22 protein-coding genes and 3 tRNA genes are annotated in these 22,375 nt (G+C 71.8%); 4 read left to right on the plus strand and 21 right to left on the minus strand.

All coding sequences use genetic code 11. The annotated features are described in order from the left end of the window. Window positions 1-20: 20 nt before the first annotated feature. From Aiant_RS05975 to Aiant_RS05995, 5 genes are read right to left on the minus strand one after another with little or no spacing between them, the layout of a single operon-like run. Entirely contained in the window at window positions 21-1,256 is a 1,236-nt protein-coding gene (locus Aiant_RS05975; RefSeq protein WP_189335855.1) for an ABC transporter substrate-binding protein, read from the minus strand. A gap of 4 nt (window positions 1,257-1,260) precedes the next feature. After that, a complete protein-coding gene (locus Aiant_RS05980) occupies window positions 1,261-2,085 on the minus strand; it encodes a carbohydrate ABC transporter permease (RefSeq protein ID WP_229831312.1) in 825 nt (274 codons plus the stop codon). After that, a complete protein-coding gene (locus tag Aiant_RS05985; protein ID WP_189335854.1) occupies window positions 2,082-2,951 on the minus strand; it encodes a carbohydrate ABC transporter permease in 870 nt (289 codons plus the stop codon). Before Aiant_RS05985 ends, Aiant_RS05980 begins: the two co-directional genes overlap by 4 nt. A gap of 58 nt (window positions 2,952-3,009) precedes the next feature. Continuing rightward, on the minus strand, window positions 3,010-4,074 hold the full coding sequence (locus Aiant_RS05990; protein ID WP_189335853.1) for a PfkB family carbohydrate kinase: 1,065 nt from the start codon (window positions 4,072-4,074) through the stop codon (window positions 3,010-3,012). Between the two features lie 43 nt (window positions 4,075-4,117). Next, a complete protein-coding gene (locus Aiant_RS05995; RefSeq protein WP_189335852.1) occupies window positions 4,118-4,528 on the minus strand; it encodes a hypothetical protein in 411 nt (136 codons plus the stop codon). Window positions 4,529-4,566: 38 nt separating this feature from the next. Between Aiant_RS05995 and Aiant_RS06000 the strand changes: the two genes are divergently transcribed. Then, window positions 4,567-5,214: a DinB family protein gene (locus Aiant_RS06000; RefSeq protein ID WP_189335851.1), complete on the plus strand. Its 648-nt coding sequence runs from the start codon at window positions 4,567-4,569 to the stop codon at window positions 5,212-5,214. Here the strand turns inward: Aiant_RS06000 and Aiant_RS06005 are convergent. The 5 genes from Aiant_RS06005 to Aiant_RS06025 all read right to left on the minus strand — a co-directional run bounded on the left by Aiant_RS06005 (window position 5,189) and on the right by Aiant_RS06025 (window position 9,130). After that, window positions 5,189-6,628, minus strand: coding sequence for a nitroreductase family protein (locus tag Aiant_RS06005; RefSeq protein ID WP_229831310.1), 1,440 nt, complete (start codon window positions 6,626-6,628; stop codon window positions 5,189-5,191). The two genes, Aiant_RS06000 and Aiant_RS06005, sit on opposite strands and share 26 nt — an antisense overlap. After that, window positions 6,625-7,131 (minus strand): GAF domain-containing protein, encoded by a 507-nt coding sequence (locus Aiant_RS06010; protein ID WP_189335850.1) that lies wholly within the window; start codon window positions 7,129-7,131, stop codon window positions 6,625-6,627. The genes Aiant_RS06005 and Aiant_RS06010 overlap by 4 nt, the downstream gene beginning before the upstream one ends. Window positions 7,132-7,482: 351 nt before the next feature. Continuing rightward, a complete protein-coding gene (locus tag Aiant_RS06015) occupies window positions 7,483-7,866 on the minus strand; it encodes a tyrosine-protein phosphatase (protein WP_189335849.1) in 384 nt (127 codons plus the stop codon). Between the two features lie 21 nt (window positions 7,867-7,887). Further along, the gene (locus tag Aiant_RS06020) at window positions 7,888-8,328 is read right to left on the minus strand and encodes a hypothetical protein (RefSeq protein WP_189335848.1); all 441 of its coding nucleotides are present in this window, start codon (window positions 8,326-8,328) and stop codon (window positions 7,888-7,890) included. Between the two features lie 10 nt (window positions 8,329-8,338). Continuing rightward, on the minus strand, window positions 8,339-9,130 hold the full coding sequence (locus Aiant_RS06025; protein WP_189335847.1) for a TIGR02452 family protein: 792 nt from the start codon (window positions 9,128-9,130) through the stop codon (window positions 8,339-8,341). A 247-nt stretch (window positions 9,131-9,377) separates the two neighbouring features. Between Aiant_RS06025 and Aiant_RS06030 the strand changes: the two genes are divergently transcribed. After that, window positions 9,378-10,145: a hypothetical protein gene (locus Aiant_RS06030; RefSeq protein ID WP_189335846.1), complete on the plus strand. Its 768-nt coding sequence runs from the start codon at window positions 9,378-9,380 to the stop codon at window positions 10,143-10,145. Between the two features lie 488 nt (window positions 10,146-10,633). On the opposite strand, the gene Aiant_RS06035 is transcribed toward Aiant_RS06030, so the two are convergent. The 9 genes from Aiant_RS06035 to Aiant_RS06075 all read right to left on the minus strand — a co-directional run bounded on the left by Aiant_RS06035 (window position 10,634) and on the right by Aiant_RS06075 (window position 17,264). Then, complete coding sequence (locus Aiant_RS06035; protein WP_189335845.1) at window positions 10,634-10,921, minus strand: hypothetical protein; 288 nt, start codon at window positions 10,919-10,921, stop codon at window positions 10,634-10,636. A 567-nt stretch (window positions 10,922-11,488) separates the two neighbouring features. After that, on the minus strand, window positions 11,489-12,823 hold the full coding sequence (locus Aiant_RS06040) for a ferredoxin reductase family protein (RefSeq protein WP_229831156.1): 1,335 nt from the start codon (window positions 12,821-12,823) through the stop codon (window positions 11,489-11,491). A gap of 305 nt (window positions 12,824-13,128) precedes the next feature. Continuing rightward, window positions 13,129-14,190: a YncE family protein gene (locus tag Aiant_RS06045; protein WP_189335201.1), complete on the minus strand. Its 1,062-nt coding sequence runs from the start codon at window positions 14,188-14,190 to the stop codon at window positions 13,129-13,131. Between the two features lie 220 nt (window positions 14,191-14,410). Then, a tRNA-Cys gene (locus Aiant_RS06050) sits at window positions 14,411-14,481 on the minus strand. 5 nt (window positions 14,482-14,486) lie between these two features. Then, window positions 14,487-14,569: transfer RNA gene (locus Aiant_RS06055), tRNA-Tyr, on the minus strand. A gap of 21 nt (window positions 14,570-14,590) precedes the next feature. Then, window positions 14,591-14,664 (minus strand) — tRNA-Leu (locus Aiant_RS06060). 179 nt (window positions 14,665-14,843) lie between these two features. Further along, entirely contained in the window at window positions 14,844-15,905 is a 1,062-nt protein-coding gene (locus Aiant_RS06065) for a YncE family protein (RefSeq protein WP_189335200.1), read from the minus strand. A gap of 88 nt (window positions 15,906-15,993) precedes the next feature. Next, window positions 15,994-16,755, minus strand: coding sequence for a hypothetical protein (locus Aiant_RS06070; RefSeq protein ID WP_189335199.1), 762 nt, complete (start codon window positions 16,753-16,755; stop codon window positions 15,994-15,996). A gap of 11 nt (window positions 16,756-16,766) precedes the next feature. Then, entirely contained in the window at window positions 16,767-17,264 is a 498-nt protein-coding gene (locus tag Aiant_RS06075; protein ID WP_189335198.1) for a SigE family RNA polymerase sigma factor, read from the minus strand. A gap of 108 nt (window positions 17,265-17,372) precedes the next feature. Here Aiant_RS06075 and Aiant_RS06080 point away from each other — a divergent pair, with 108 nt between their 5' ends. Both Aiant_RS06080 and Aiant_RS06085 read left to right on the plus strand, forming a co-directional pair. Further along, window positions 17,373-17,960 (plus strand): TetR/AcrR family transcriptional regulator, encoded by a 588-nt coding sequence (locus Aiant_RS06080; protein WP_189335197.1) that lies wholly within the window; start codon window positions 17,373-17,375, stop codon window positions 17,958-17,960. Between the two features lie 356 nt (window positions 17,961-18,316). Then, window positions 18,317-19,048, plus strand: a complete 732-nt coding sequence (locus Aiant_RS06085; protein ID WP_189335196.1) for an SDR family NAD(P)-dependent oxidoreductase — start codon at window positions 18,317-18,319, stop codon at window positions 19,046-19,048. Window positions 19,049-19,289: 241 nt separating this feature from the next. Here the strand turns inward: Aiant_RS06085 and Aiant_RS06090 are convergent, their stop codons facing one another. Beyond that, the gene (locus Aiant_RS06090) at window positions 19,290-20,291 is read right to left on the minus strand and encodes a TAXI family TRAP transporter solute-binding subunit (protein ID WP_189335195.1); all 1,002 of its coding nucleotides are present in this window, start codon (window positions 20,289-20,291) and stop codon (window positions 19,290-19,292) included. A 51-nt stretch (window positions 20,292-20,342) separates the two neighbouring features. Continuing rightward, window positions 20,343-22,358, minus strand: coding sequence for a TRAP transporter permease (locus Aiant_RS06095; RefSeq protein WP_189335194.1), 2,016 nt, complete (start codon window positions 22,356-22,358; stop codon window positions 20,343-20,345). Window positions 22,359-22,375: the final 17 nt, after the last annotated feature.

The raw sequence follows: 22,375 nt of genomic DNA on the forward strand, positions 1-22,375 counted from the left end.
GTCATTTCTCATGAAGCCGGTCAGCCCTTCATCGCTTCGTTTCCGGCGTCCTGCGCTTTCCGCAAGCCGTCCGCGACGCCGAGCTGGCCGAGGAACACCTGTTGCAGGATCGGCGTGTAGGCCGTCCCGCCGGCACCCACCTTGGGCCCGACCGGCGCCGGGAAGGTCGTCCCGGTCGCCGAGTCCAGGAACGGTTGCAGGTCGACGCCCTGTTTCCGCCAGTAGTCGACGAAGGCCGGCTGCGCCGCGGTCACCCCGGGGAACGCGTAGCCGCCCTCGGCGATCGGTTTCTGCCCGTCGGCCGAGCCGATCCACTTGAGCACCTCGGTGGTGGCGTCCCGGTGCGCCGTCTTGGCCGAGGCGACCGCGGCGACCCCGTGCACCACGCCGACCCGGCCGGCCGGACCCTTCAGCATCGGGGCCAGTCCCCAGGCGAACCCGGCGCCCTCCTGGATGCTCTTCAAGTGGTACGGCCCGGACTGGAACAGCGCGAGCTTGCCCTGGGTGAACAGCTGCAGCGTCTTGTCGCCGTTGGTGTTGGTGTCCGCGGCCGAGGGCGCCACGTGGTCCTTGTTGATCAGGTCGACGACGTATTGCACGGCCTGCTCGGTCTTCGGCCGGCCGGCGAAGGCGAAGGTGTCGCCGGACTGCCAGCTGCCGCCGTTCGAGCCGACGAAGTCCCACACGATGGCCTGCTGGTCGAAGGCGGCGTTGATGCCGAAGGTGCCGGTGGCCGGGTCGGTCAGCTTCCGCGCGGCGGCCCGGAGCGTGTCGTGCGCGCCGGTCGGATCCCAGGTGAGCGCGGCCGGGTCGACACCCGCCTTGGCGACCAGGTCCTTGTTGTAGAAGAGCGCGATCGAGTCCCACAGCTGCGGCACGCCCCACAGCTTGCCGTTGCGGGTATAGAGGTCGACGACCGGTTTGGTCCAGCCCGGATCCGGGTCGACCGGCAGCAGCTGGTTGTTGTCGGCGTAGATGCCGAAGTTCGACGTGTTGGTCCAGAAGATGTCCGCGGTGGTGCCCGCCGCGATGTCGGCGGGCAGCTTGGTCCAGTAGTCGGCCCACGGCACCAGCTGGACGTTCACCTTGATGTCCGGATGTGCTTTCTCGAAGCCGGCGAAGGACTGCTCGTAGGCCTTGGCCACCTGGTCGTCCCAGAGGCGGAAGGTGACCGTGGTCTTGCCGTCGCCGGTGTCGCCGCCGGCGACCGAGCAGCCCGCCAGCAGCAGGAGCAGGGCCAGAGCGATGCGTCGCATGTGCTCACCTCATCCCGGAGATGGTGATCGATCGGACGATGTGCTTCTGGAAGATCACGAAGAGCACGAGCAGCGGCAGGGTCGCCAGCGTGGTGGCGGCCAGGACCAGCGTCCAGTTGCCGTGGTACTGACTTTGCAGGCCGGCGACCGCGACGGTGAGCACCTGCCACCGCGCGCCGCTGGTGACCACCAGCGGCCAGAGGAAGTCGTTCCAGTGGGTGACCACCGTGATGATCAGCAGGGTGGCCAGGATCGGGCGGCTCAGCGGCAGCAGCACGTGCCGCAGCACCCGCAGGTGGCCGGCGCCGTCGATCCGGGCGGCGTCGAGCAGCTCCTGCGGGACGGCGCGGAAGAACTGGCGGAGCAGGAAGATCGCGTACGGCGAGCCGAACGTCGCCGGCAGCACGATGCCCCAGAACGTGTTGACCAGGCCGGCCTCGCTGAGCAGCACGAACCTGGGCACCAGCACCGCGACGGCGGGCACCATCAGGGTCGCGAGGTAGACCCAGAAGAGCGCGTCGCGGCCCGGGAAGTCGAGGCGGGCGAACGCGTACGCCGCCAGCACCGAGCAGGTCAGCTGGCCGAGGACGACCACCAGCACGACCTGCACGGTGATCACCAGCGGCGGGATCAGGGTGTGCCCGCCGACCAGAAGCTTCGCGTAGTTCGCCCCGGTCACCGGGTCGGGTGGGGCCAGCGGCGGCTGCTGGGCGAACTGGCGTGGCGTCTTCACCGACGTCTGCACGCTCATCAAATACGGCGCCAGGATCACGATCGCACCGAGTCCCAGCGCCAGGTAGGTCAGCACCGCACGCCGCAAGATCCTCACCCCATCTCGTACGTCGTCCGCCTGCGGAAATAGGACTGCTGCGCGATGGTCACCGTGATCAACAGCAGGAACAGCAGCACGGACATGGCCGCCGCCCGGCCCATCCGGAAGTCGACGAACGCCTCCCGGTAGATCGCGTAGGCCACCACCTCGGTGCGCCCGGCCGGCCCGCCCTGGGTCATCGCGTAGACCGTGTCGAACACCTGGAAGCTGCTGATCACGCCGGTGACCAGGACGAAGAACATGGTCGGCCGGAGCAGCGGCAGGGTGATCGCGCGGAACCGCTGCCACGGCCCGGCGCCGTCGATCCGGGCGGCCTCGGCGTACTGCGGCGGGATGCCGGCCAGCCCGGCCAGGAAGAACAGCGCCACATAGCCCACATTGGTCCAGACGGTGACCGCGGCGACCGACGGCAGCGCCAGGACCGGGCTGGTCAGCCACTCGACGCGGTGGCCGAGCAGCTGGTTCACCGCGCCGTCGGACGGGTCGAGCAGCCAGCGCCAGACCACGCCGAGGGCGAGCGGGGCGCTGATCCAGGGCAGCACCAGGATCGCCCGGAAGACGGTGGAGCCGGGCAGCCGCTGGTCGAGCAGGACCGCGGCGGTCAGGCCGAGCGCGGTCTGCACCGGGATGACCAGCAGCACGAAGAACGCGGTGACGGCGAGGGACCGGCCGAACGCGGGGTCGGTGAGGATCGAGTGATAGTTGTCCAGGCCGGTCCAGTGGGCCGGGCTGACCAGGTCCCAGCGGAACAGGCTGATGCCGAGCACGATCGCGACCGGCAGCAGCAGGAACCCGCCGACGCCGACCAGGCTGGGTGCGAGCAGGGCATAGCCCGCGAGGGTGTCGCGCCGGCGCGCGGTCACCGCTCGTCCCCCGGCGTCATCGCCCGCCGCTGGGGCGTCGGCGCTCGGCGGACCGGCGTCATTGCTCGGCGTGCGCGTCGGACAGCTGGGCGATCGTCGCGGTGGCCCGGTGCACGGCATTGCGCCGGCCCGGCGGGATCACCTCGGGCAGGAAGCCGAACCGGCGGGCCAGCTGCCCCTCGCTGGACTCCGGATGGCGCCGCTCGGCGACCCGCAGCATGGCCTGCCACCAGTCGGCGATGTCGCCCCACCCGGGCGCCGACAGGGACCCGCCGAAGTGCTGCACGGAGAGCGCGGCCACCAGATTCGCGAAAGCCACGCGGTCGGCGAGCGGCCACCCGCCGAGCGTGCCGGCGATGAACCCGGCGGTGAAGACGTCACCGGCACCGGTCGGGTCGAGCGCCTCGACCGGGACGCCCGGCACGGTCGCCACCTCACCGGTCGCCGAGTCGACGGCGAGCGCACCGTCACCGCCGTCGGTCACCACCACGATCGGGACCAGGCCGGCCAGCTTGTCGAGGGCGGCGCTCGGGGTCGCGGTGCGGGTGTAGCGCATCGCCTCGACCGCGTTGGGCAGGAAGGCGTGGCAGTCGGGCAGCACCGCGAGGGCGTCGAAATCCCACTGGTCGGTCTCGTCCCAGCCGACGTCGGCGAAGATCAGGGTGCCGTCGCTCGCCGCCCGGGGCACCCAGCCGGTGCTCGAGCCGCCCAGGCTCACCGCCGCCGCGCGGGTGCCCGGCAGACCGTTGACCAGGCCTTCGGCGTCGGTGGGCAGCGGATGCCCGTGGGTGATCATGCTGCGGTCGCGGTCGTAGGCGAGCGAGACGGTGACCGGCGAGTGCCAGTCGTCGAGTCGGCGGGACGCGGAGAGATCGATTCCCTCCTGGCGGCTGAGCACCTGATGACAGAATTCGCCATACGCGTCCGTGCTCAGCGCGGTGCCGAGCCCGGTGCGCAGGCCGAGCCGGCTGGCCGCGACCGCCAGGTTGGCCACGCCGCCGGGGCACGACCCCATCCCGGAGGCCCGCACCTCGGTGCCGGGCTCGGGCAGCTCCCGCAGCCCGGTGAAGATGACGTCGAGGAACACCACCCCGGGTACGAAAAGATCGAGCTGGCGTGCCATCAGCCGATCTTACCTCCGTCCCGATAGGTCAAGTGGTGATTGATCACTGGCTGCGACGCACGTCTCCATGGGCCGCACGCAGGGTGTCCACGTGGCGGTCGGTGCCCGGCGGGTGCAGCTGGTCGAGCAACTGCCACGCCTCGTCCAGGGCGTGGGACAGCTCCCGGATGCGGCCGGCGTGCTGCCGGCGCACGTCCTCCCGCACCTTCTCGATCCGGCGCAGCCAGCCCGCGCCGGCCTCGGGACCGGGGGCGGCGGCCGGTTTCGGGGGGTCGGGCGGTGGCTCCAGGACGTCGCGGGCCGGGACGATGGCGGCGATCGGGCGGCCACCGTCGACCACCACGGTCACCTGGCCGGTCAGGCCGGTGAGGCGGACGAGCTGCTGGAAACGCAGGCGGGTCTCGCCGATGGACAACTCGAGGCGGCGACGGATCGGCATGGCTGGTTCTCCCATGCCGCGATGATGCGCGCGGGGTATGACATTTTTGGCGGATGAACCGATCACTTGTGGACTCCGGCGACGTACGCGGCGTGGTCGCGGCGGCCACCGAGGCGCTGCGCACCGCGGCCGGGCAGGACTGGCAGGCCCCGGCCGGCGACCTCAGCTGGTCCTGCTGGGAGACGGTGGAGCACGTCGCCGACGACCTGTTCGCATACGCCGGCCAGCTCGCCGCCGACCAGCCGCCCGCCGATCGGTATGTGCCGTGGGGCTACCGGCGGGCCCGCCCGGACGCGCCCGCGCTCACCGTCTACGTCCAGCACGCCGACGGCAACGCCGGGCTGCTCCAGGTCCTCGAGGCGGCCGGCGGCCTGCTCGCCGCGGTCGTCCGGGCCGCCCCGCCGGAGCGGCGGGGCTTCCACCCGTTCGGCCTGGCCGACGCGTCCGGCTTCGCCGCGATGGGCATCGTCGAGGTCCTGGTCCACCTGTGGGACCTGGCCGGCACCCTCGAGTTCGCCTGGTCACCGGACCCGGACGTCTGCGCCCGCGTCCTCCGGCGCCTGTTCCCGGACGCGCCGGCCGGTCAGGAACCCTGGCCCACCCTGCTCTGGTGCACCGGCCGGGTCGCGTTGCCCGGCCGGGCCCGCCAGACGCAGTGGCGCTGGCAGGCCGATGTCAGGAGTCTGCCAGCCGGGGCATGACCGTCCGGACGGCGACCGGGGCGCCCGGGCCGCCGCCGGGGCGGGAGCGGTATTCCGGGACGCCCACGCAGGTGAACAGCAGCGTCGCCAGATCGTCCGGCTCGCCCAGCAGTCCCGGCACCTCCGAGTCGAGGAAGGTCATCCCGGAGGCGCCGGCGCCCAGGGCGTACGCGGCCAGGTGCAGCCTGCCCTCGACCAGGCCGGCCGCCAGCTGGGCGTCGCGATAGCCCCGGTCGTCGAGGCCGGCGAGCGGCACGGCGGCGATCGCCACGTATCCGGCGTCGGCGGCCAGCCCCTGGTCCAGGCAGATGCGCAGCAGCTCGCCGCGCAGGTCCCCGGCGCGCAGCGGTTTCGCCAGGTCCGGCCAGCGGTACAGGCCCGGCGGCACGCCGTCGACGCCGTGCACCGCGACCCAGTGCGGCACGCTGATCCCGCGCAGCGCCGCCGCCATGGACCAGCGCAGCAGCTCCGGCGGCAGGGTCCGGGACCGGTCCATCCGCCGCTGCGAACCGCGTCGCCGGACCACCTCGTCGAGCGAGGCGGACTCGGGCACCTCGGACAGGGCCGGGGCGTCCGGCCACGGGTCGCCCAGGGTGTCCCGCTCGCCGGCCCGTTGCGCCGCGGTGCACAGCGGGAACTCCACCTCGGGCAGCTCGCCGGGGAGCGCCTGCCCGGCCGGGTCGATCGCCGGGTCGCCGTCGCCGAGGGAGAGCAGCGCCAGCGGGTACTCGTGCACGCCGTCCGCGCCGACCAGCCGGCGCACGGCCGCGTCCGGGAACTCGGAGCGCAACCGGGGCGTGAGGCCGGCGCTGCCGGCCGCGGCGCCGAGCTGCGCCAGCAGGGTGCCGGCGTCCCAGTACAGGTGGCGCCAGCCGCGTTCGGCGTACCGCCAGCCGGTCCGCCACGGCACCCCGGTGACGACCAGGGTGGACACCTCGCCGGCGGCGGCCGGGGCGATCCGGACGAGGGCGTGCCGCAGCGGGTCGTACCAGTACATCGCGTCCGGGACGCCGATCACCCCGCGGGCGCTGACGTAAAGCTCCAGCGGGAACCGGGCACCGGCCGACCCGGCGGCCCGGAACAGGACCTGCCGTCCGTTGCGCTCGGCGGTGCGCACCACTCCCGCGCCCAGGAACAGCACCCGGCCCAGCTGCGCGGCGTCCAGCGGCCGGGCCGGCGCCGCGACACCGGCCAGCACCGCCGTGGCGCTCACCCCCGGGTCGGGCAGCTCGCGCGGCAGCGCCAGCACCTCGGCCCCGTCCGGGTACGCCTTCATCGGCGGGGGCAGCGTGGCAGGATCGTTGGGGACCAGGTCGTGACGCACCCGGGGGTCGTCCACCGGGACGTCCCACTCGCGGTCCGGCAGGTACGACGTGAGCCGGTGCAGCAGCCCGGCGCCAGTATCGGGATTCACCGCCGGAACCGTAGCAGCGCCTCCATCGCCTCGTCCGCGCTGTCGCCGAGAATCGCCAGGTCCACATCGGTGTAGATGCGGCGGCGGGCGTCCACCACGCAGTGCGCGCCGAGCATGGTCCCGTCCGGCGCGGCCAGCGGGACACCCAAATAGCTGCGCAGGCCGGTGGTGGCCAGGAACGGGTTGGCCGCATGGGCCGGGTCCTCGCTGAAGTCGGCCACGCAGTACGGCTCCCCGTTGAGCACGGTCCGGCTGCACACCGCCCACTCGGCGGGCGCTCCCTGCGCGGCCGCCTGCCACTCGCCCAGCCCGTAGGCCCCGACGATCTGCTGCGCGTCCGCGCCCAGCACCGACACCAGCGACACCGGGGCCTCCAGCAGTTTCGCGCTGCGCTTGGCCACCTCGTCGAGCGCCGATCGCAGGGCCGGATCGGTCAGGTCGTAGCGGGCCAGTTCGGAGAGGCGGGCGGGCTCGGCCAGGCGGCCGTACAGATCGATCTTCATCGGAGCCTCCGGTTGGGGGAAGACGGAAGAGGGACCATGACCAGGATGATGGAGCACCTGTAGGGGAAAAGGGACGAAACTGTCGGCTAGTGGCGGAAGCCTCCCACCAGACTCGTCAGGTCCCCGACCGCCATGATCTTGAGGTCCCGCCGACATCCACCCAGAGCCGTTTCATACCTGCCCCATCGGCACCGGCACCGACGGGTTGAGGCCCGGCCGACGCTCACGGCCCGCTGCCGCTCCCTGCTCGCTTCGCGCTTTCGGTACGCCCGGAGCGGGCCGGCCCCGGGTGCGGGGAGTGCCGTGCTCCGGGCGTACCGAAAGCGGAACCAACCGTGCGCCCGGCGGACCTCAGCCGATCAGCAACTGGGCGCGCAGCGCCCGCAGGTCCTCGGCGCGCAAGCCGAGGCCCTCGGTCAGGTACTTGTCGAAGGTGCTGTACCTCGCAGCGATCTCGTCGTAGCCGGACTGCAGGTACTCGGCCCGGACGTCGAGCACGGCCTGGTAACCCGGCCGGATCGCGGCCGGCACCCGGGCCAGGGTCGCGGCGTTGTAGACGTTGCTGAGCAGGTAGTCCTGGAGCACCGTCGCGCGCGGCACGCCGAGCGCGGTCAGGATCGCCGCGCTGGCCCAGCCGGCGTAGACGGTGACGTGGCGAGCGCCCGTGGCGGCCCAGGTGAGGGTGACGGTGCCGTGGACGCCGCGGAGGGGTACGGAGGGCGACGGTTCCGTCATGGCGAAGTAAACAGACGTTTACTAGCTCGCCTTGGCCCTGCTTTTTCCGGATATGTGAGTCACTTTCGGGGTGATCTGGAGGCGGTGCAGGAACGGGACGAACGGGTCGCCGAAGGTCTGCGCGGCCGTGGTGAGCAGCAGCGCCGCCGCCACCATGCCGACCGCGGGGGTGCCGATCAGCAGGGCGATCACCGAGGCGACCAGGCCGCCCCAGACCATCACCCGCAGGCCGACGTCGACGACCGGGATGCCGCTCGGCCGGTGCCGGGTCCAGATCGGCAGGAACGAGCAGGTCAGCGCGATGGCCACGGCGCCCAGCACGGCGGCGGCGGTGAGGAAGGCCTGCGGCCAGTGGTAGTGGCGGCCCAGCGCGTAGGCGCCGGAGACCACGCCGCCGAACCAGACCTTGGCGAGTGCCCAGCGCCCGAACCTGACCAGCGGATCGTCGAAGTCGTCGGCCACCCACATCATCCTAGGTGCGGAAAACCCTCTCGAAGGCCTGCCGGGTGGCGCCTCCGCGGTCCAGAATCGCGAAGACCACCCGGTCGAACCAGGGGCTGACCGTCAGCGCCTCGGCGAATATCCGGGCCACCTCGGCGGGGTCGTTGCCGAAGACGCCGCAGCCCCAGGCGCCGAGGACCAGCTCACGGTGGCCGTGCGCGGCGGCGACGGCGAGCACCCGCGCGGCCCTGCGGGCCAGCGTCGTGGAGATTTCCGGCAGGGACTCCGGCTGGTTGCGGGCGATCGCGGACCGGTTCGGGGCCGCCGAGACGAGGAAGGAGACGGGGTACGCCGTGGGCAGGAGCCGTCCCTTGTCGTCGCGGAAGACCGGGACCGACGGCGCGTAGATGATCCGGTCGGTGTAGAGCAGCGAGCGTTCCGCCCGGTGGTGGGCATAGAAGTCACCGGCCGCCAGCAGGCACGGGTAGAGCGCCGAGCTGCGGGCCAGGCTCTCCTCCTGGGCCTGGGCGCCGTTGAGGAAGCCGCCGCCCGGGTTGCGTGCCGAGGCGAAGTTGAGGCAGGCCGGGTCGGTGCCGAGCCGGCGGGCGGCCCAGAGGGTGCTTTCCGCGGTCACCTCGATCACCGGCGGGCCGGCGGCGGGGGTGGGCTCCGGCAGGGTGTCCCCGGGCAGGTGCAACCGGGTGCCGGCCACCGCGCGGGCGACCTGGTCCGCGATCTCGACCCGTCCGTCGGGGCCGGTGTAATGGCCCTCCTCGGCGATCCGGGCGGCCTCCTGGCCCAACGCCCGCAACCTGGCACTCATGGGGTGATCATGCTCCAGCCCGACGCCCTCACGCGAGTCGATTTGTGCCAGACCGCCTCCGCGGCCCTCCGCCCCACTGTCCGTCCTTCCGCGCCCGCACTCCTCCGCGCCTCCCTCCCGCTGCCCTCCGCCTCCGCGCCTGCGCTCCTCCGCGCACGGGGCGGCTCCGGTGTAAGACCTGGGGCGTACTTCCGGAATACGACCTGGGTCCGACGACGGATCGCCGGGCGCGCGGCAGGATCGAGGCATGACCCAGGTTCTCGGCGCCGCGACCCGCCTCGGCGCGCTGCGGCCGGTGGAGCGGATCGCCCACCTGGTCGGAGCGTTGCTGATGCTCTCCGGCGTGGTGCACTTCGGCGTCTTCCTGGTCGACGGCGGCCCGTGGGAGGGCCCGGTCTCCTGGCGCAAACCGACCACCTTCGGCCTGTCCTTCGGGCTCACCCTGATCACCGTCGCCTGGGTGACGAGTTATCTGGTGATGAGCCCACGGTTGCGCACCTGGCTGCTCGGGATCTTCACCGCCGACTGCGTCCTCGAGGTCACCGGCATCACCGTCCAGGCCTGGCGCCGGGTGCCGTCCCACTTCAACACCGAGACCCCGGCGTCCCAGGCGATCGCCATGTCCCTGGCCGTCGGCGGCGCGGTGCTCGTGGCCACGCTGGTCACCTTCGCGGTCATCGCGCTACGCGGCCGGATCCGCGGCCCGTCCGATCTCCGCCTGGCCCTGCGCGCCGGTTGGGCGCTGCTCCTGCTCACCCTGGCCACCGGCGTCGCGATGATCGCCAGGGGCACGGTCCTCTACCGCACACAGAGCCCCGCCGTCGCCTACGAAACCGCCGGCTTCCTGAAACCAGTCCACGGCGTAGCCCTGCACGCCATCCTGGTCCTCCCGCTGCTGGCAGTCCTGCTGCGGGCCGCCGGCCAGGCCGAACCCCGGCGATACCAGACCGTCCGCCTGGCCACCTGGCTCTACGTCCTGGCCACGGCCTTGGCCGCCGCCATGTCCCTGACCTGAACCCACGGCCCGCCCAGCCCCGCCACCACCACACCATCCGCCCGGCCACCGCCCCGGCCCCGGCCCACCCGCCTGCCTGCCTGCCTGCCCAAGACCCACTGCCACCAGACCATCCGCTCGGCCAGCGCCTCGGCCGTCATCCAGGCCCCGGCCTGCATCCACCCGCCTGCCCAAGGCCACCGCCACCGAACCGCCCGCCTGGCCATCGCCGTCATCACACCAACCGCCCGGCCACTGCCCCGGCCCCGGCCCCGGCCCACCCGCCTGCCTGCCTGCCTGCCCAAGACCCACTACCACCAGACCATCCGCTCGGCCAGCGCCTCGGCCGTCATCCAGGCCCCGGCCTGCACCCACCCGCCTGCCCAAGGCCACCGCCACGGAACCGCCCGCCTGGCCATCGCCGTCACCCTGACCTGACCCCCGAGCAAGCCGGCCGCTCCCCTACCGGTCCCCGATGTGGACAGTGGCGGCCGCTTCCTCGAGACGGGCTATACGTCGCGGACCTCGATGACGCGGGTGGCCGGGGCGGCGTCGCCGAGGGTCGCGCGCAGGGCGAGACGATCAGGGTCGGTCATGAAGCTCTCGTAGCCGGCCCGGTCGCGAAACCGGATCAGGTGCACCTCCTCGCCGCCCGCGGCATCCCGGGTGCGGCGTTCCAGAGTGCCGCCGTGGCGGGGCAGCAGCGCGAGGACGTCGTCCTCATAGCGTTGGCCCGCCTCGGCATGCCCGTCGGCCATCTCGACAATCGCCACCAGCAGCAGCCCCGCATCCGTCATGCCGCGAAGTATCCCCGGCACGGCCCCCGACTTCAGGAAAGCCGGCGCTCGCGCACCGACCGAAGCGCGCCCGATGGAGCCGGCGCTGCTCGGGTGACCGGCAGCGGGCCACGGGCGGTGAGGATTCCAGGGTGAGACACCGGCGCTGCTCGGGTGACCGGCAGCGGGCCACGGGCGGTGAGGATTCCAGGGTGAGACACCGGCGCTGCTCGGGTGACCGGCAGCGGGCCACGGGCGGTGAGGATTCCAGGGTGAGACACCGGCACTGCTCGGGTGACCGGCAGCGGGCCACGGGCGGTGAGGATTCCAGGGTGAGACACCGGCACTGCTCGGGTGACCGGCAGCGGGCCACGGGCGGTGAGGATTCCAGGGTGAGACACCGGCACTGCTCGGGTGACCGGCAGCGGGCCACGGGCGGTGAGGATTCCGGGGTGAGAGACCGGCGCTGCTCGGGTGACAGGTGGGCACCACCGGTGGTGAGGCCCGGGCGCTGCCTCCCCCATACGGAGGCAGCGCCCGGGACCTTCGCCAGGACCGTCCGGGGGCATCGTCCGGACGGTCCCGTCTTCAGCCGGCCAGGCGGAACCTTTCGGCGTGCACCTGGCGGGACGGGACCCGGAGGCGGCGGAGGCTGTCCAGGACGGACGTGGTCATCGGGTTGGGGCCGCAGACGTAGACGTCGCGGGCGGTGATGTCGGGGACCAGGGCCAGGAGGCGTTCCGGGGCGAAGGGCTGGTAGTCGGTTCCGGTGCGGCCGGTCAGCAGGTGCAGGCGGGCCTGGCGGACGTCGGCCAGATTGCGCAACTCGCCGAGGAGGACCGCGTCCTGAGCACTACGTACCCGGTAGAGCACGACTACATGCCCGGTCAGGTCCGGGTCCTCCAGCAGCGCGCGGATCGGGGTGATGCCGATGCCGCCGGCGATCAGCACCGTCGCGCCGCGGGTCCGGTGCGCCGCCGTGAACGCCCCGTACGGGCCCTCGGCGTAGACCTTCGCGCCGATCGGCAGGTCGCGCAGGCCGGCGCTGGTGGTGCCGATGCCCTTGGCGGTGAGCCGGAGGGAACGGCCGTTCGGCGCGGCGGACAGCGAGAACGGGTTGACCTGCCACCACTTGTTGTAACCGGGGAAGCGCCAGAGGAAGAACTGCCCCGCACGAGCGTGGAGCCGGTCCAGGTCGCGGCCGGTGACGTGCACCGACACGGTGTCGTCCGACTCGGAGACGACCGCGGCCACCCGCAGCCGGTGGCGGGAGTTGCGGATCAACGGGACCACCAGGCGGCCGGCGAGCAGGCTGCCGAGCGCGAACGTCCACAGTCCCCACCAGTACGCCTGGGTGACCAGGTTGACCTTGAAGGCGGTGCCCTCGTACACCTGGTGCAGCACGCCGAGCAGCACGACGACGTAGAGCAGGAAGTGGATGGCGTGCCAGGTCTCGTAGGAGAGCCGGCGCCGGGCGACCCGCACGGACAGTGTCACGATCACCAGGATCAGCCCGGCGGCGATCATGCCGAGCAGGACCGGCGGCTGCTTGGCCAGGTTGACGACTTCGTCCAGGAAGGAGATCCCGTCCAGGCGGGCGAAGCCGAGTAGCACGAACGTCGGGTGGGCCAGCACCAGCCAGAAGATCGTCATGCCGGTCCAGCGGTGCCAGGAGGTGAGGCGGTCCATCCCGAACGCCCGGTCGACCATCGGCAGGCGGGCGACCAGCAGAAGCTGGAACGCCATGACCAGTGCCAGGTACAGGCCGAGCAGGCGGCCGATCGTACCCAAAAGGTTGTGAGCGGGGCCGGCGGCGGCGAACATCACCTGCACCGCGGCGAGGTTGAGGACTATGAAGGCCACGATCGCGACGCGCGCGACGCGGTTCGAACGACGGAAGGCGAGGACTCGAGGCTGCGTCATGGTGGTCATCCCGGTCTCCCCTCAGGCGGGAGTTTCATCTCTTGCCGGGGTGTACCACGCCTGGCGCGGGCCGGTTCATGATTTTTTGTCGCCATGCTGTGCCCTCGGCGCGATGCGAACGCACACCACCGGCGTCCTCACCACCGGGCCGCTGCCAGCTCGCGAGCGGACTCGGCCGCGTCACCGGTCCGGGGCGAGACCAAGGCAGGAACACAGCGTGATCAAGTCTCCCTGGGAGCTCGGAACTGCGTCCAACCTGTGCGGCCCGCCCCGGACCGGCAACGCTATTGATCAGCCGGCTGGGCTCACGCCGCCGGGACCGGCAATACGTGCAGCTGGGCCGGCGTGGTGTGCAGGTAGCCGTCGTTGCTCACCGCGTACAGCCGGCGGCCGTTCGGCGACCAGGCCAGGGCGCCGGGCACCAGGGTGTGATCGGTCCCGCCCAGCTCGAACTGGGTGACCACGGCGCCGTCCAGGGTGAAGACGAAGACGTCCGGGTCGTACCAGGCGAAGACCCCGCCCGCGACCCTGGTGCCGTCCCGGGAGATGTCGACGGCGCTCGGGTACGCGCCGGTCTCGTACGCCGTCCCGGTCTGGGTCATGTCGGCGACCGGGTAGGACTGCACGTGGTAGGGCGCGCCGCTGGCCGAGAACGCGATGGTCCCGGCCGGATTCAGCGCGATGTCCTGCCCGTTGCCTCCGGAGTTCTCCGACGTGGTGCCGCTGATCCGGGTCAGCGTGCCGCCGGTGCCGATCCCGTACGCGATGGTCGCCGACGGGCTCAGACCCTCGTCACCGGCGAGCAGGACCTTGGTGTTGCGCACCGCCGACGCGAGCAGCGGCGGGGTGTAGAACGTCGTGTCGGCGAGCCCCTTGGTCACCACGGCCGGGTGCCGCCCGAGGTCGATCCTGCCGATGTTGCCCTCCCAGCCGCCGCACCCGTAGCCGAACCAGATGAATCGGCCGGTGTAGGCGAGCGACGACGGGCAGGTGCCCTCACCGATGTCGTAGGTGGCCGAGCGCAGCAGCGAACCGGTGTCGAACGCGGCGATCTTGCCGGCCGCCCGCAGCGCCACGTACAGGGTCTTGCGGTCGTTGCTGAGCTGCAGCTTGGTGGGCCCCTCCAGCCCGTCGACGGTCCCGGTGAGCTTGCCGGCCGCGTCGGTAACGGCGATCTGCGTCGACTCGCTGCCGCCGCTGACGAAGACCCGGTCACCGGTGGTGGCCACGTCGAACGGGTTGCTGAACGGGAGGGTGGTGACGATCGGTACGGGCGCGGCCACGGCCGCGGCGGGCGTGATCGCGGCGCCGGCCAGGCCGGCCACGAGCGTGGTTACGAGCGCGGTGAAGCGCTTCGAGTTACGCACTGTTTTCCCCCATGGATTGCTGTGCGAACGTCCGCGCGAGAGCCGACCCCCCGCGCTTTGATCGAATCGTATCTATGGGAGCGCCGGCGCGCGACTCGAGACGTGACGTGCCACCGCGGACCCTTGGCGCGCGCGGCCGGCCAGCCTGCTCGCTACGCTCCGGCGCCGCCCGCGTGATCGCCCGCCGCGGCCCGGCTCATGATCCTCTTGTCCTTTTCGGAGATCGCAGCCGGATTCGAACCGGCGTCTACCGTTTTGCAGACGGTCCCCTGACCACTCGGGCATGCGATCGTGCGTGCGGGCGGCAGGATTCGAACCTGCTCAGCCATAGGCAACCGGTTTACAGCCGGGTCCGACTCTCCAGCGTCGGCGCGCCCGCATGGCGTGCGATGTCACGCAGTGCCCTCGGCGCGATTCGAACGCGCACCACCGGCGTCCTCAACGCCGGGCCTCTGCCAGTTGGGCTACGAGGGCATGAAAAAGCCGCCATCCCCTGGAGATGGGAACGGCGGCGCGAAGCTCGCGAGCGGCTCAGCCGCGCCACCGGTCCGGGGCGAGATAAAGGTAGGTACACAGCATGGTCGTGATCTCCCTGAGGGGCTCGAAGCTGTGTCCCAACCTAGGTGGCCCGCCCCGGACCGGCAACGCATTAATCAGGCTGCCGGGACCGGCAGGACGTGCAGCTGGGCCGGCGTCGTGTACGGGTAGCCGCCGTCACTCAGCGCGTACAGCAGACTGCCGTCCGGCGACCACGCCAGGGCGCCCGGCGTCAGGGTGTGGTCCGTCCCGCCCAGCTCGAACTGGGTGACCACGGTGCCGTCCAGGTTGAACACGAAGACGTCCGGGTCGTACCAGGCGAAGACGCCGCCCGCGACCCGGGTGCCGTCCCGCGAGACGTCGACGGCGCTGGGATACGACCCGGTCTCGTACGCCGTCCCGGTCTTGGCCATGTTCTCGACCGGGAACGACTGCACGTGGTAGGGCGAGCCACTGGCCTTGAACGCGGTGGCACCGGCCGGGTCGAGCGCCAGGTCTGCCCCGTTGCTACCGGAGTTCTCCCAGGTCGTTTCGCTGGTCCGGGTCAGTTTGCCGTCAACCCCGATGGCGTAGGCGATGGCGACCGAGGGACTGAGGCTCCGCTCACCCGCGAGCAGCACCCTGGTGTTGCGCACGGCCGACGCGAGAAGCGGCGGGTAGTAGAAATCGGTGTCGGCGAGCCCCTTGGTCACCAGGGTCGGTCCGCGCAGGAGGTCGATCCGGCCGATGTTGCCCTTCCCGTCCTCGCACCCGTAGCCGAACCAGACATACCGGCCGGTGTAGGCGAGCGACGACGGGCAGGTTCCCTCGCCGACGTTCCAGGTGGCCGTGCGCCGCAGCGAGCCGGTGTCGAACGCGGCGATCTTCCCGGCCGATCGCAGGGTCACGTAGAGGGTCCGGCGATCGGTGCTGAGCTGGAGCTTGGTGGGTCCGTCCAGCCCGTCGATGCTGCCGGTGACGGTGCCGACCGCGTCGGTCACGGCGATCTGCTTGGAGTCGGGGCCGCCGCTGACGAAGACCCGGCTCCCGGCGCTGACCACGTCGGACGGGTGGGTGAACGGCAGGGTGGTGACGGTCGGCCCCACCGCGGCCACGGCCGCGGCCGGAGCGAGGGCGGCGCCGGTGAGCAGGGTCAGGAACCCGGCGGTGAACAGGGATAACTTCTTACGTGTACGCACTTTCCACTCCCCCGTGGATAGTTGGCGATCACGACCCGGACAACCGTTTCATGATCGATTTCCATCTATGGTAGGACCCGCGCGCGACTCAGCTCGTGACCCGGAATTCCGGATCGGTGGCGAGCCGGGCCAACTCGGTCGCCGTGAAGGGCAGTTCGGCGAGCGACGGGATCGCCTCGAACGACGAGTCACGGTCCTGTCCCACGACGACCACGCCACCGTCCGGGTAGCGGTAGGCGACCCACTGCTCGTACTGATGGAGGGCGTCGGTGGCCGTCGCGACACCGACCACCGCGGAACCCACCTTCCGCACCTGGCACGTCGCGGCGCCGCCCCAGAACGACGCGGTCAGCGCGCACGGGTCCGTGGGCCGCTTGTCCGGCTCGTGCAGCTCGGCCGCCAGTTCCCCGGCGCTGCCACCCTTGGTGATCTTCACGGTCGTCACGTAACTCCACACCCCGTTCACGACGTCCGTCCGGGCCAGGCTGTTGCCGTCGCCGAACCGCCCGAGCGACGCCTGATAGCCCGTCGGCACCTTCGTCAGCAGCACGTTCACCAGTTTCTGGGCGATCAGGTAGTGGTGCCCGGTGTCGGCGTCTCCATCGGGCTGACCATCGGCGCTGGGCGCCGGGGCCACGGCCTCGATCGGCGCGGGATCGGTGCCGGGATAGCGGGCCGGGACGACGGCCACCGCCGCCAGGACGACCACCACGCCGGCGCAGGCCAGCACGGTGCGGCGGCGCTCCGCTCGCTTCCCGGCCGCGATGGTCGTGGCCGACGCCATCGGCGGCGGCTCGGGGCTCAGCGTCAGCACGGTGTGCAGCGCGTCGCGGAACTCGTTCTCCTCCATGGTTCTTCCCCTCAATCGGCGGTGACGGGCGCACCGACCAGGGCGCGCAGCGTGGCGAGCCCGCGGGCGGCCTGGCTCTTGACGGTGCCGGCGGTACAGCCGAGCGCGGCCGCGGTCTCCTCGACGCTGAGGTCCTGCCAGTAGCGCAGCACCAGCACCGCGCGCTGGCGGGGCGGGACCACGGCGAGCGCCCGGAGCAGCATCAGCCGGTCCTCGGCGGGCGCGGGCGCGGCCGCCGGGCGCTCGATCGGCGCGTCGTGCGGACGCTCCCGCCGCCACCAGCCCCACCGGCCCTCGTCGATGAAGGCATGGATCAGCACACGGCGCAGGTACGGATCGAGCGACTCGTCGCGGTTCACCCGGTTCCAGTGCAGGTACAGCTTGGTGAACGCCGTCTGGACCAGGTCCTCGGCCCGATGCCAGTCACCGCAGAGCAGGTACGCCGTGGTGCGCAGGCTGCCTGACCGGGCCGCGAAGTAGTCCGCGAACGCCTCGTCACGGTCGCTCATGCATTCCCCCATCGTTCATCCGTCGCGGTAGACACGGGGTCACCGCGGGACAGGGTTGCACGGCTCACCTTTATGGACCGATCATTCTGGAAAGGTTAGGGTGGCGGGGTGGGGCGGAACAAGGAGTTCGACGTCGCGGAGGCGCTCGATCGGGCGATGCGGGTGTTCTGGCAGCAGGGTTACGCGGCGACCTCGATGTCCGATCTGGTCGCGGCGACCGGGGTGGCGCGGGCCGGGCTCTATGCCACCTTCGGCGGCAAGCACGAGCTGTATCTCAAGGCGCTCGACGCCTATGCGACGGCGCGCGACCCGGGGATCGTCGCGCGGCTGGCCGGGCCCGGCGCGGCGCTGCCCGCGGTGTTTGCGCTGATCAGGGACTATGCGGCCGTGGACGAGGCGCGAGCCGGCTGCTTCGTGGTCAACTCGGCGATCGAGCGGCTGCCGGCGGACACGGAGGCGGCGCTCACCGTCGAGGCCAGTTGGTCGGCGCTGGAGGCGGCGCTGACCTCGGCGTTCAGCCGGGCACGGGCGGGCGGGGAGCTGACCGGCGAGGCTGATCCGGCGGCGCTGGCACGGCTGGTGCTGGTGCTGCTCCAGGGCCTGCGGGTGGTCGGCAAGGGGCGGCCGGGCAGCGGGCGCGCGCCGGATGCTGCGGCGCAGGCGATCGCGCTGATCAGCGCACTGGCGCAGCCCTGAGCGGGCGCGCAAGGAAGCCGCCGCCAGGCGAGCCGGACCCACGGAAAGCCGGACCCACTTAAAAGCCGGACCTACGGAAGGCGAGCGCGTGGAGAACCGGACCCGCGGAAGCTCAGCGCACGGAAAGCCGGACCCACGGAAGACGAGCGCCCGGAGAACCGGACCGCGGAAGGCGGACCCGCGGAAGGCGGACCCGCGGAAGGCGGGCGCACGGAAGGCGGACGCACGGAAGGCGGGCGCACGGAGAAGCCAGGCGCGAGGAAAGCCGGGGCGCGCGGAAGAGCTGGACGCACGGAAAGCCGGGCGTGAGGAAAGCCCGAGTTTTCATACCGAACGTTCTAGAAAAGGGGCTGGAGATGGGTGGACGATTCACCGACAGGGTTGCGCTGGTCACCGGGGGCGGGTCCGGGATCGGGCGCAACACCGCCCGGGCGCTCGCCGCCGAGGGCGCGACCGTGGTCGTCGCCGGCCGGGACAAGGACGCGCTCGCGGAGACCGGCGGCATCCCGGTCGTCGCCGACGTCACGGTGGAGGCTGACGTGGTGGGGCTGCTGGACACCATCGCCGGCCGGTTCGGGCGGCTCGACGTCGCGGTCAACAACGCCGGCGTGTTCGGTGGCGGGATGCCGCTGGCGGAGCTGCCGACCGCCGAGTGGGATCGGCTGGTCGCCACCAATCTGACCGGTGTCTACCTGTCGATGAAGCACGAGATCGGCCTGATGCGCGCCACCGGCGGGACGATCGTGAACGTGGCGTCGAACATCGGCGCGCACGGGCGGCGACCCGGGCTCGGCGCCTACGCGGCGACGAAGGCCGCGGTGAGCGCGCTGACCCGGAACACCGCTCTGGAGTACATCCGGGACGGCATCCGGATCAACGCGGTCAGCCCCGGGCCGGCGGATACCGCGATGTCGCTACGTCCCGGCGAGACACCGGAGGACCGGGCCGATCGGCTGGCGTCGGCGCTGCCGATCGGCCGGGTCGGCAGCCTCGACGAGATCACCGGCGCGATCCTCTGGCTGGCCTCGGCGGAGTCCGGTTTCACCGTCGGGCACGACCTGGTGATCGACGGCGGCGCGACCGCTTGACCCGCTCCGCGGACAAGCCGAGCGACGGGACCGCCCGGCGTCGACCCGCAACCAAACCCAGCAACGCAACCGCCCGGCGCGCGAACAAAGCCAGCGGCGGGACCGCCTGCCTCGACCCGGGATTCCGCCCGGAACTGCGTCGCGGTCCGCAAGAGGAGCGGCGGTCGCGACGAGGCACGGTTCGGGTGGCTTGGGTTCGGATGGCTCGTCCGGGTGGTCACCGAGGCGTATCAAATCGTGTTTATTTTGGGGCGTTGAGGTTGTCGAGGGCCTTCTCGGCGCCGCGCTGGAGCGGCACCGGCGCGGTCTTGCGGGCGGTGTCGAGGCTGATCTCCTTGGCCGCGGCGTTGGCCTGCTCCAGCTGGGGCTTGCGGTCGAAGAGGGTCTTGGTCAGGACGCAGGCGACATCGGGGTCGAGGTCGGCGCGGACCAGCAGGTAGTTCGGCACGACGATGGTCTTGACGTCGGCCGGGAGCTGGTATGTGGCGGCCGGGACGGTGCCCTCCTGGTACACCTCGTTGATCTTCTGCATCTCCGGCAGCAGCGGGGTGACGTCGAGGAACTCGACCTGATCCTTCGCGGACGTCAGCAGGTCGGTGATGCCCGGCGTGGGCAGCCCGCCGGACCAGAACAGCGCGTCGATCGTGCCGTCCTTCATGCCGTCGACGGTCTTGGTGAGGTCGAGTTTCTGGGCGCTGACGTCCTTGGCCGGGTCGAGGCCGGCCGCCTTCAGCATGCGGTTGGCGATCACCTCGGTGCCGGATTTCGGCGAGCCGGTGGAGACGCGCTTGCCCTTCATCCCGGCCACGTCCTTGATCCCGGCGCCCTTGCGGACGATCACCTGGGTGTAATTGGTGTGGATCCGGGACAGCGCCGCGATCGGTTGCTTCGCGGTGAAGCTGCCGGTGCCGTTGACCGCGTCGGCGGCGGTGTCGGCCAGCGAGAACGCGACCGCGTAGGTGCCCGCGACCAGCTGCTGGATGTTCTGCACCGAGGCGCCGGTCTCGGCGGCGGTGGCCTGCACCTTGCCGCCGGCCGCGTTGATCTGCTCGGCGTATGCGTTGCCGAGAGCGAAGTAGACACCGGTCGCGTTGCCGGTCGCGATGCCGATCCGGGTGTCCTGGGCGACGTCGCAGGTGACCTCGCCGCCGGTGTCGGTGGCGGCGGTGTCCTGGCGGCCACCGCAGGCGGAGGCGGCGAGAACGAGGGCGGTGACGGTCGCGGCGGTCAGGATTCGTCTCATTGCTTCTCCCCGTGGAAAGGCAACCCTATTGATAGTCATGAATCTTATCGGTCACGGCTGGGTCGCGGTGCGCTGTTCCCGTTCCGGTTCTTTTTCGGTACGCCGATCGCGCTCCAGCAGCGCGAGCAGCGCGGACATCACCAGCGCGCCCAGCCCGATCGCCACCGCGACCGGTGCCAGATAGAGCAGGAACAGCCCGCCGACCGCCCCGGCCACCCGGCTCGCGACCCCGGCCCGGCCGATCCCCGGCACCCAGCCGCCGGTGGCGATGGCCAGCCCGAACACCGCCAGCGCCGCCACCACGCTGGTCCACAGCACCCCGAGCGCCGGCCCGCGGGCCAGCAGGTACTCCCCGCGCTCGGTGAGCACGAAGGCGATCGGGGCGAGGAAGGCCGGCAGCGCGTACTTCAGCGCCTGCCACATCGTCGCCATGGTCCGTCCCCCGGTGATCGCGCTCGCGCCCACCGCGGCCAGCGCGGTCGGCGGGGTCACCTCGGAGAGCACCGAGTAGTAGAAGACGAACATCGCCGCGGCCGGCGCGCCCACCCCGAGCCCGAGCAGCGCCGGCCCGATGATCACCCAGCCGATGATGAAGCTGGCCGTGACCGGCACGGCGAGGCCGAGGACGGAGAGCGCCACGGCGGCCAGCAGGACGGTCAGCGCGAGCACCGCGGTCGGGTTGTCGGTGATCGCTCGGGCGCCGCTGACCAGCAGCGACGCCAGTTGCGCGCCGAGCCCGGTCTTGGTGGTGATCGCGGTGATCACCCCGGCGGCGGTGCAGACCGCGACCACCGGCAGCACGCCGCGGACGCCGGCCGCGAGCGCCTGGAACAGCCGGGACGGGGTGAGCCGGGCGCTCCGGTCGAGGAAGGACAGGGCGACGGCGAGCAGGGTCGCGTAGACCACCGAGCGGGTGGCGCTCTCGCCGAGGGCGAGCAGGACGACGATCAGGATCAGCGACGAGAAGTGGTAGCCCAGGCGTAGGAGCAGCTTCCCGGCGCTGATCTCGGGCGGGTCGACGGCGCGGACGCCGAACCGGCGTACGTCGATCTCCACGGCGAGGACGATCCCGAGGTAGTAGAGCAGGGTCGGGATCATCGCCCAGCCGAGCACGGTCAGGTAGGAGACGTCCAGGTACTCCGCGACGATGAACGCGGCCGCACCCAGCGTCGGCGGTGACAGGATGGCGCCCACCCCGGCCGCGGCCAGCATGCCGCCGGCCTGCTCCGGCGGGTACCCGGCGCGGCGCAGCATCGGCCAGGTGACCGCGCCGACGCTGACCGCGGTCGCCGTCCCGGAGCCGGAGACGGTGCCGAGCAGGAAGCCGGCGGCCACCGCGGTGCGCCCGGCGGCACTGCGCGACCGGCGGAACGCGGCCACCGACAGGTCGACGAAGAACCGGCTGGCCCCCGAGAGGTCGAGGACCGCTCCGTAGATGGTGAACAGCACGATGTACGTCGCCGCCACGTCCAGCGGCGTCCCGTAGAAACCGCTTCCCGAGTTGTACAGCGCGTCGATGATCTGCGCGAAGTCGAGTCCGGCGTGGGCGATCGGCCAGGTCTGCGGGAGGAGGCCGCCGTAGTAGCCGTATGCCAGGAACGCGCCGCAGACGATCGGCAGCGCGAGCCCGGTGGTCCGCCGCGCCGCCTCGATCACCAGGACCAGCAGGACCGCCCCGAACACCACGTCGATCGGGTCGAGCAGCGCCTGCCGGTCGAGGAAGCCGTCGTATCCGCTCCCGAACGGGTTGACCGGGTAGAGGCAGACGATCAGCGCGAGGCCGGCCAGCACCCAGTCGAGCCAGGTCGGCCGTTCCCCGCTGCGGGCCCGCGCCTTGTAGGCGAGAAAGATCAGCGGCAGGGTGAGGGCCAGGAAGATGATCAGGTAGAACTGGCTGCCCTGCGCCAGCGGCCGGAACACCTGCCAGAGCGTGAACAGCCCGGTCCCGGCGGCCACCAGGGCGACACCGGTCCCGACACGTCCGCGCAGCTCACGGGCCGGCCGCTCCTCCTCGTCGTAGTGCACGGCCGTGGGATCCCCGCCCCCGAGAGATCGATCCCCGCCCATGTCCGGACCTTACTATG

This window comes from Actinoplanes ianthinogenes (assembly GCF_018324205.1).
Classification (GTDB): Bacteria; Actinomycetota; Actinomycetes; order Mycobacteriales; family Micromonosporaceae; genus Actinoplanes; species Actinoplanes ianthinogenes.

Coding starts and splice junctions, on each gene's coding strand:
- Aiant_RS05975 (WP_189335855.1), bottom strand. CDS start 1,256: ATGCGACGCATCGCTCTGGCCCTGCTCCTGCTGCTGGCGGGCTGCTCG.
- Aiant_RS05990 (WP_189335853.1), bottom strand. CDS start 4,074: ATGGCACGCCAGCTCGATCTTTTCGTACCCGGGGTGGTGTTCCTCGAC.
- Aiant_RS05995 (WP_189335852.1), bottom strand. CDS start 4,528: ATGGGAGAACCAGCCATGCCGATCCGTCGCCGCCTCGAGTTGTCCATC.
- Aiant_RS06000 (WP_189335851.1), top strand. CDS start 4,567: ATGAACCGATCACTTGTGGACTCCGGCGACGTACGCGGCGTGGTCGCG.
- Aiant_RS06010 (WP_189335850.1), bottom strand. CDS start 7,131: ATGAAGATCGATCTGTACGGCCGCCTGGCCGAGCCCGCCCGCCTCTCC.
- Aiant_RS06015 (WP_189335849.1), bottom strand. CDS start 7,866: ATGACGGAACCGTCGCCCTCCGTACCCCTCCGCGGCGTCCACGGCACC.
- Aiant_RS06025 (WP_189335847.1), bottom strand. CDS start 9,130: ATGAGTGCCAGGTTGCGGGCGTTGGGCCAGGAGGCCGCCCGGATCGCC.
- Aiant_RS06030 (WP_189335846.1), top strand. CDS start 9,378: ATGACCCAGGTTCTCGGCGCCGCGACCCGCCTCGGCGCGCTGCGGCCG.
- Aiant_RS06035 (WP_189335845.1), bottom strand. CDS start 10,921: ATGACGGATGCGGGGCTGCTGCTGGTGGCGATTGTCGAGATGGCCGAC.
- Aiant_RS06040 (WP_229831156.1), bottom strand. CDS start 12,823: ATGACGCAGCCTCGAGTCCTCGCCTTCCGTCGTTCGAACCGCGTCGCG.
- Aiant_RS06070 (WP_189335199.1), bottom strand. CDS start 16,755: ATGGAGGAGAACGAGTTCCGCGACGCGCTGCACACCGTGCTGACGCTG.
- Aiant_RS06075 (WP_189335198.1), bottom strand. CDS start 17,264: ATGAGCGACCGTGACGAGGCGTTCGCGGACTACTTCGCGGCCCGGTCA.
- Aiant_RS06085 (WP_189335196.1), top strand. CDS start 18,317: ATGGGTGGACGATTCACCGACAGGGTTGCGCTGGTCACCGGGGGCGGG.
- Aiant_RS06090 (WP_189335195.1), bottom strand. CDS start 20,291: ATGAGACGAATCCTGACCGCCGCGACCGTCACCGCCCTCGTTCTCGCC.
- Aiant_RS06095 (WP_189335194.1), bottom strand. CDS start 22,358: ATGGGCGGGGATCGATCTCTCGGGGGCGGGGATCCCACGGCCGTGCAC.